This window comes from Micromonospora sp. NPDC049151 (assembly GCF_040648395.1).
Classification (GTDB): Bacteria; Actinomycetota; Actinomycetes; order Mycobacteriales; family Micromonosporaceae; genus Micromonospora.
In genome coordinates, this window is sequence record NZ_JBEZDP010000029.1 from 63700 (window position 1) to 71631 (window position 7932).

5 protein-coding genes are annotated in these 7932 nt (G+C 72.4%); 2 read left to right on the plus strand and 3 right to left on the minus strand.

All coding sequences use genetic code 11. The features are described from left to right. Positions 1-96 precede the first annotated feature (96 nt). The gene (locus tag AB0B20_RS26260) at positions 97-3270 is read left to right on the plus strand and encodes an SseB family protein (RefSeq protein WP_357474292.1); all 3174 of its coding nucleotides are present in this window, start codon (positions 97-99) and stop codon (positions 3268-3270) included. Next, positions 3267-3632 carry a hypothetical protein gene (locus tag AB0B20_RS26265; RefSeq protein ID WP_357391035.1) on the plus strand — a complete coding sequence of 122 codons (366 nt, stop codon included), beginning with the start codon at positions 3267-3269 and terminating at the stop codon, positions 3630-3632. The genes AB0B20_RS26260 and AB0B20_RS26265 overlap by 4 nt, the downstream gene beginning before the upstream one ends. 1 nt (position 3633) lies before the next feature. Here AB0B20_RS26265 and AB0B20_RS26270 read toward each other — a convergent pair whose 3' ends face one another. The 3 genes from AB0B20_RS26270 to AB0B20_RS26280 form a co-directional block, all read right to left on the minus strand. Next, on the minus strand, positions 3634-4566 hold the full coding sequence (locus AB0B20_RS26270; RefSeq protein ID WP_357391037.1) for an alpha/beta hydrolase: 933 nt from the start codon (positions 4564-4566) through the stop codon (positions 3634-3636). Between the two features lie 131 nt (positions 4567-4697). Next, on the minus strand, positions 4698-5036 hold the full coding sequence (locus AB0B20_RS26275; protein WP_357474295.1) for a hypothetical protein: 339 nt from the start codon (positions 5034-5036) through the stop codon (positions 4698-4700). A 174-nt stretch (positions 5037-5210) separates the two neighbouring features. Beyond that, positions 5211-7613 carry an immune inhibitor A domain-containing protein gene (locus AB0B20_RS26280; protein ID WP_357474302.1) on the minus strand — a complete coding sequence of 801 codons (2403 nt, stop codon included), beginning with the start codon at positions 7611-7613 and terminating at the stop codon, positions 5211-5213. Positions 7614-7932 lie beyond the last annotated feature (319 nt).

Consider the following 7932-nt stretch of genomic DNA (forward strand, 5'->3'; position numbering starts at 1 on the left):
CGGGGCCGACCGTCGATGGGCAGAAGTCCTGATGTTGCCGCGACCTTGTAGGTTGTAGGCGATGCCTGTGGCCTGTTCGCGGAAGGAGAGGTGGCCGTGACCGGATGGGAGCCGGCCACCGAGGCCGAGGTGGCGATGCGGGACGCGCTACGTGCGCAGGACCAGCAGCAGTACTTCCGCGTGCTGACCCGCGTCGATCTCCTGCTTCCGGTAGCGGGTGGGCCGGCCGCCGGGTGGGGCACCTGGACCGCCGAGGGCCGCACCCACGTGCTGGCCTTCACCTCCGCCGCCGCGCTGCGCGCGAGCCTGGGCGAGAACGCGGGGCCCACCCGCCGCGTCCCCTACCCGGATCTGGCGGCCGGCTGGCCCAACCCCGAGTGGTGGCTGGCGGTGAATCCCGGCCTACCGATCGAGGGCTACCTGCCCGCCTGGTACGTCGCTCAGCTCTCCCGGGGCGACGTCCGGCTGCCCGGCCGCACCATGGGCGCCCGCGCCCGGCTGGAGCGCGTGGAGAGCGCCACCCGGGCGGCCCGGAACGCGGTGCCCGAGGCCGCGCCCCGACCGCCGGCCGTTCCCGTCCCGCCTGCCGCTGTTCCGCCGCCGAGCATGCCGTCCGCCGCGATGCCGCCGCCGGCCGTACCCTCCGCCGTTGTTCCGCCATCGGTCGTGCCGCCTCCGGCCGTACCGCCGGTCGCGGGGGCGCCGGGCGGGGACGAGCGGCTGGTGGAAACCGGCGAGCCGCCGACGGTGCCGATGCGGGCCGCCTCGGTCCTGGGGCGACGGCTGCCCACCGTGCCGCCGCGCCGCCGGGCAGCGGACGCCGACGTCCCGGGCCGCGCCGCCGCCGAGCCGGATACGGACGCCCTCGACGGCTGGCTCACCGACCTGCGCCGCCGCCCGGACGAGCCGGACCCCTTCGCGGCCGCCCCGGCGGCACCCGCCGACGAGCCGTCGGTGGCCACCGCGCCGCCGCCGTCCCGTTCCTTCTTCGAACCCTCGTCCGGTGGCCGCTCGGCCCGGCGCCCGTCGACGCTGGACCCGTCACGCCGGGCCGGCGACCGGGCCACCCCGCCGACCCGGTTCGCCGGTGGGCAGCCGTTCCCGCGCCGACGGCCGCTGAACGAGCCGGTCCGCGAAGGCCCCACCCACCCGTTCCCGGCGCGTACGGACGAGCCGCCGCCCGCGTCCCGCTCGGAGGAGGCGACCCGGGCGTTCCGGCCCACCCGCCCGCCCGAGGAGGACGCGACCGAGGCGCTGCCCCGGCGGCACGCTCCACCCGCTCCGGCGGCGCACGCCGACCCGGTCACGGCCGGACCCGCGGCCACGGCTGACGGGTGGGGGGCCGCACCGGGCGGCAGTGCGGCCGAGACCGGGTGGGAGACGGTCGACGAGCCGGCGGAGGAACTGTCCCCGTCGTTCGCCGAACCGGTCTCCGCGCCGCCCGCGCCACGCCGCGACTTCACACCCATCGTCATCGAGGGCACCGTCATCGAGGCCCGCGACCTGACCGAGCCCGCGCCGTTCTGGTCCGCGCAGCAGGCCGGCCCGGCGCGCCCGGAACCGGCCGAGGGCGCGGCAGCGCCATGGGGCGGCACGGGCGATCCGACCGTGTCGTCGCCCGTGGAGCCGCTGGTCGCCGACGACACGGTGAACCTCGCCGAGCCGGCGCCGGCCCAGGCCGGCGTGACCGGCACGCCGGACCGGAGCACGCCGCTCAACGATCCGACGGTGTCGCTCGGGCCGGGTTCCGAGGAACCTACGACGTCACTGTTCGAGCCGTCGGCTCCGGCAGACGAGGTCACCGCGCCGCTGTTCGCGCCGTCGGCCGAGCCGACGGTGTCGCTGTTCGATCGGGTGCCGGCCGAGCCGCTGACCAGCCCGGCCGAGGCGGAGCAGACGGTGTCGCTCGGGCCGGGTTCCGACGAACCTACGACGTCACTGTTCGAGCCGTCGGCCCCGGCAGGCGAAGCCACCGCGCCGCTGTTCGCGCCGTCGCCGTCGGCGGACCAGACGGTCTCGCTGTTCGACCCTGCGCCGGCCGAGCCGCTGTCCGGTACGGCTGACGCCGAGCCGACGGTGTCGTTGTTCGACCGGGCGCCGACCCAGCCGCTGACCGGCCCGGCACCGGCCGAGCCCGTGCCGGCGGAACAGCCGACCGTGTCCCTCTTCGAGCCGGTGACCGACGAGCCGGTCACCACTGCGCTGTTCGCGCCCGGTGACCCGACTGTGGCGCTGTCCACGCCGGCCCCGGCGGAGCCCGCGACCGTCGACCCGCCACCCGCCGCCGGACCGAGCACCGCGGACGCGGCTGCCGACTTCGTGCCGGCGAACGACGTGGAGGAGGACCTGCTGGCCGCCGCGGGCAGCGGAAGCACCGACGGCTTCCTCACCACCCTGCTGCTGGCCCGGGTGCTGCTGCCGGTCGCGCCTGATTCGGCCGCCGGCAGCCGGCCGGGTGACCCCGGCTTCGTCTGGCACACCGAGCCGGTCGACGGCGAGACGTGCGTCTCTGTCTACACCTCGCCGGAGCGCCTGGCGGAGCACACCGAGGGCCAGGTCGAGACGGTACGGGTGAAGTTCGTCCAGCTCATCCGCAGGTGGCCGGACGCGGCCTGGTCGTTCCGGGTCAACCCGGGCAGTCCGGTGGGCGCGTCGTACCCCGGGGAGCAGGTCCTCGCACTGGCCAACTGGGCGGCCGAGGTGGGCCTGGGCGACGATCCGGAGCCCGCCGCCGCGCCGCAGCCGGCGGAGCGACCGCGTCCGCAGGGGCACCCGGTCACCGACAACCGGCCGGTGACCATGCAGAAGGTGATCGCGGCGAGCCAGCTCGCCTACTACCTGGAGCGGGGCTACGACCGCGTCTCCGGATTCGTGCACCGGGCCGGGGAACTGGCACACCTGCGTACGCCGGTGGAGCTGTACCGTGCGCTCGGGCTCGGCCACCCGGGTTCGCCGTTCTCCCCCGACGACGAGGAGATCTACCTGCTGCGGTGGCCCGCCTACCGGCCGAGCCTCTACCGGATCCCGTACGGCGGCCCGAACGAGGCGGCGATGCGGGCGATGGAGGGCTGGGTGATCGAGCGGCCCCCGTTCCGTGGCAACGGTTTCGCGCCGGGGGAGAGCAGCGACGTGATCGCGGAGTTCAAGGTGGACAGTGCGCGGCTTCCGCACGGCGCCGAGCTGTGGCGGGTCGGCGCGGACGGTGACAGCAGGCTGGTCGCGGTCCTGGACACCGACGAGCTGCTGTGGCGCAAGGCGGCCGAGGCGTGAGCCGCGACGGCTACGTGGCCCGCTGGCGGGGGCGGGAGTACCAGGCCAGTCCTGACGGGGACGACGTCCGCCTGTACCAGCCCGGCCCGGACGACGGATTCACCGAGGTGCGTCCCGGCCGGTACGTCCGGGTGGTGCCGGCCACCGAGGTCGACGATCTGGCGTACGTGCGGACCACCTGCACCTGGCAGGGGCAGCCGTTCATCGTGCTGGCCGAGCACGAGGGCTGGCTGCGGCTGGAGTACACAGGTGGGCGCTGGCCGGTGGCCGAGGCGATGGGGCTGGAGGCGTTCGACTTCGGCGTCTACCAGGGCTGGGCACCCGCTGCCGAGGTGGCCGACCTCGGCGAGCAGCGGGTCTGAGTCAGGACTTCGCCCAGCGCAGGACCTCGCCGAGCACCAGGTCCCGCGCCTCCACGTGCGGGAAGTGCCCCACGTCGTCGAGCAGCCGCCACTCGTACGGGGCGGTGACGTAGCGACCGGAGCCCTGGGCGGTGCGGGGCAGTGAGGCCTGGTCGAGTGCGCCGTGCAGTTGCAGGGTCGGCGTGACCAGCGGCCTCTGCATCAGCTTCACGAAGCGGTAGCCGTGCAGCCGCAGCACCGAGCGGAACGCCCAGCGGTAGCCCTCCATCGCGCAGAACGCGGCCTGCGGGATCTGCATCGCCACCCGGCAGCAGTGGGCGTAGTCGGCGAAGTCGGGACCGGACACCCAGCGCGGCCCGCCCCACCGGCGCAGCGTCTCCTCCACCTCGGCGGCGCCGTCCCGGGTCAGCACGTGCTCGTAGCGGGGGAGCTGGAACTTCAGCGTCGCGGTGGCCGAGGTGAACTGGCCGCGCGGGTCGGCGAAGATGGCCGCCCGCAGCCGCAGCGGATGCGGTGCGCCGAGCACCACGAGCCGCCGGACCAGGGTCGGGTGGAAGGAGGCGGCGGTCCAGCCGATCAGCCCGCCCGCACCGGTGCCGACCACCGTGGCCGACCGCTCCCCGAGCGCCCGGATCAGGCCGGCGACGTCGGCGGCGAGCGTGTAGCCGTCGTACCCCCGGGGTGGTTTGTCGCTCGCGCCGTAACCGCGTAGGTCGACAGCGACCGCCCGGAAGCCCGCGTCGGCGACCGCCGGCAGCATCTCGTGCCAGGCGTACCAGTATTCGGGGAAGCCGTGCAGGAAGAGCACCATCGGACCGGTGCCCGCCTCGACGACGTGGAACCGGCTGCCGTTGGCGCCGACGAACCGGTGCGTCCACGGCCCCTCGGGCAGGACGCAGGACTCGTCGACGGGTCCGCCGCGCTGGTCGGTCATGGGGCACAGCCTAGGGCCGCCGGTGGCCCACCGGCCCCACAGGTGACCAGGATCAGGGATTTCTCCGGGCGGGCACCCGGAGTCGCGTACGCCGCCCGCTCGGCGACGGGTGAGTACGTCGCTACCGGACGTCATTCATTGATGATCCGCATCGGGATGCCGGGCCCGCAGTCGACGGCGCGGTCCCGCGCGGTGAGCCGTAGCGTGACCAGGTCGCCCTTGCGCAGCTCGCCGGCGTTCGGGCCGTACACCGCGTACTCCGTGCCGTTCTCGTCCATCAGCCCGTAGCACGGCCCGGACCCGCCCCGGGTGATCCAGCCGACGACGACGCCGGTGGGCCGGTTGTCGGTCGGCTTCTTCGGCGGACCGGCGGGCCGGCGCAGCGTCGGTAGGTCGGTGGCGGACAGCGGGGTGGGGCGATCGGCGGGCGCGCCGGCGCCGCTCGGGGCCGGCTGGTGGTCGTCAGGCACGGATCCTCCGTCTCCGCCGCACCCCCGTGCCGGCGAGCGGCACCAGGGCGGCCGGCAGCGTGGCACGGGGCGTCACCCGGATGGGACGCCGGCGGGGTGCGCCGGGTTCCCCGCAAAGGGCGATGCCCGGGCAGGTGAACCGCCCGGGCATCGCGTCGTGCGTCGATCAGTGGATCAGGAGAAGCGGACCTTCATCGAGGTGCCGTTCTGCTCCAGGACCTTGATCTTGGTGCCGGTGGCCGGGAGCTTGACGCCGTGGTTCGGCAGCTCCGGGTACCAGTACTGCTTGGTGTCGTCGAACAGCGGCTGCGCCGCCTGGCCGCGGATGTACTGCGGCTGGCTGTTGAGGTGCAGCGTGAACGAGTCGGCCTTCTTCAGGCTGAACGGCGCGTCGTAGACCTGGACGCGGGCCCGCCAGGGCTGCCCGGTCAGGTTGTAGATCGGCCGCGGGTGCGCGTCGATGATCATGTTCCGACCCTCACCCGGGTGCGCGAACGTGTCGTTGTCCGCGAACCGGAGGTTCCAGTAGGAGATCAGCAGACCCTCCTGGTACGCGTAGTGGTCCACGTAGTCCGGGCGGGTGTTCGCGTAGCCGAAGAAGTACGGGCCGGTCTTGAGGTACTTGTCGTACGAGACGTACGACCGGTTACCGGCGATGTAGAAGTTGTCGAACTTACGGGTGTAGGTCTCCTCGACGATGCTGAAGCCGCTGAGGGTCCAGCCGTTCGCGCCGGCCTCGGCGCCGTCGGTGAGGAGCGTCTGACCGTCGGCGGTCACGGTGATCGCGTCACCGTAGAAGCCGCCCTCGGAGACACCGCCGTCCGTCTGGTAGCGGAGCCGGAACTGCACGACCTTGCCGGCGACCGCGTCCATCGGGATGTTGATGTCGACCCACTGGTCGTTGCTGGAGCCGTCCAGGGCGTAGCGCCCGGGGGAGATCTCCTTCAGCGGGGTGCCGTTGGCCGTACCGGGCAGCGAGGCCCAGGTCTGGCCACCGTCGGTGGACGCCTCGAAGAACAGGTAGTCGTAGTCCGCCTCGATGCTGTAACGACCCTTCATCGACAGCGCGGCGCTGGTCTTCCCGGTGAGGTCGACAGTGCGCGTCATCGCGTTGTTCAGGTCGTCGTCGTTGCCCGAGAAGAACTGCTTCGTACCCTCGAACGGCTTGCCGTTCTGGAACGTGTACTCCCGCTGCGGCAGCACCACCACGGCAGCCTGGGCCTTGTTGGAGTTGTACTCCTGCGGGCCGAGCTGGAGGGTGCGCTTCTGTCCGGCCACCACGACCTCGTAGTCGAGCCAGCCGAGCTGGAGCTTGTTCCACGCGCCGAGGTCGCCGCCGCGCTCGCCGATGCCACCGTCGTTCTTGGCACCGAGCCGGCTCTGGGCCATCAGGGTCCAGTGCTCGTTGTTGTTGTCCCCACCACTGACCACGTTGTAGTCGTCCGGCAGACCGAGGTCGTGGCCGTACTCGTGGTAGAAGACGCTCCGGCCACCGTTCTCCGGCTGGATCGTGTAGTCACCGATCCAGACGCCGGTGTTGCCGATCTGGGTGCCGCCGGCCGGGAAGTTCTCCGGGCCGGTGTTGCCCTGGTCGCTGGCGAAGGCGTACCACCGGTGGCTCCAGATGGCGTCCTCACCCTGGTACGGGTCACCGTCGGCCTCGTCGCCGCCGGCGTGGACGATCTGGAAGTGGTCGATGTAGCCGTCCGGCTCGTTGAAGTTGCCGTCGCCGTCGAAGTCGTACCGGTCCCACTGGTCCATCGCCTTGACGTCCGCGGCGATCTCCGCGTCGGAGCGGCCCTGCGCCTTCTGGTCGGCGACCCACTGGTTGGCGGCGTCGCGGACCAGCGCCCAGGTGTTGGTGCAGACGTTCGAGGCGCACGGGTAGCCGCCGGAGCGGCCGTAGCGAGCCTCGTTGTACCGCACCTTCACCCAGTTGGTGACCTCGCCGTCGACGCTGTACCGACCCGAGGACTGGGCCTCGTAGTACTGCTTCAGCGACTCGTCACCCGGGTTGGTGCCGAAGTACAGCTGCCGGTAGTGGTCGGCGCTGTAGTCGGCCTGCCAGACCGTCGAGTTGTCCACCGCCCGGTTGGGCTGCGGGATCTGGTTGACGCGCGGTCCGTCGAACCGGGCCGGACCCGGGATGTTCGGGTTCGTGTCCTGGTCCGGGTAGCTCGGGTGCCGCTCGTCGCCGAACTCCGCGAGGATGACGAAGATCTTGTCGGTCTGCTTGCGGGAGAGTTCGACGTACTGGTCCTTGACCGGGCCCTTGCCGGCCTTGGTGCTCTTGGCGGACCTGCCCGCCGAGGGACCCGCGGCAGCGCGCTCGCCGACCTTGACGACCGTGCTGCCGTTGATCTTCTCGGCCTTCGCCCTGCCGGACAGGACCTCGCTCAGGCCCTCCTGGCGCAGCGCGCGCCGCTTCTCCTCGAGCGGGTTGGGCAGGTCGTGCTCAGCCTGCGCAGGCTCGGCCACCGACGGAGCGGCGGCCGGCAGCTTCGGCGTCGGCGCGGCGCTGGCGGCCGTGCCTGCCACCAAGCCCGTCGCGGTCAGCGAAAGCCCGAGCAGACCCACTGCGACTTTGCGCACGTGGTACCTCCGGTGTGAGGGAACCGGCCCAACTGGGGGTACGGGCCGGTGGAACGTCCCACTAGTGGGACCAAGGGTGAACATAGACACTGCTGCGACTGGTGGGAAGATGTGTGCGTCGATTTGTAGCAACTTTTTGTTGGGGATGCTTTTCGCCGTCACACACCGGCCTGTCACTGAGCCGTTGACCAGCAGCGATGTCTGGATCATGGATTGCAGTGACAGTCATGGATTAAGCGATAACGCGGAAGGGTCGGGAGCGCTCGCGCTCCCGACCCACCACGAGGGCGAGGGCGCGGGCCGT

Coding starts and splice junctions, on each gene's coding strand:
- AB0B20_RS26270 (WP_357391037.1), bottom strand. CDS start 4,566: ATGACCGACCAGCGCGGCGGACCCGTCGACGAGTCCTGCGTCCTGCCC.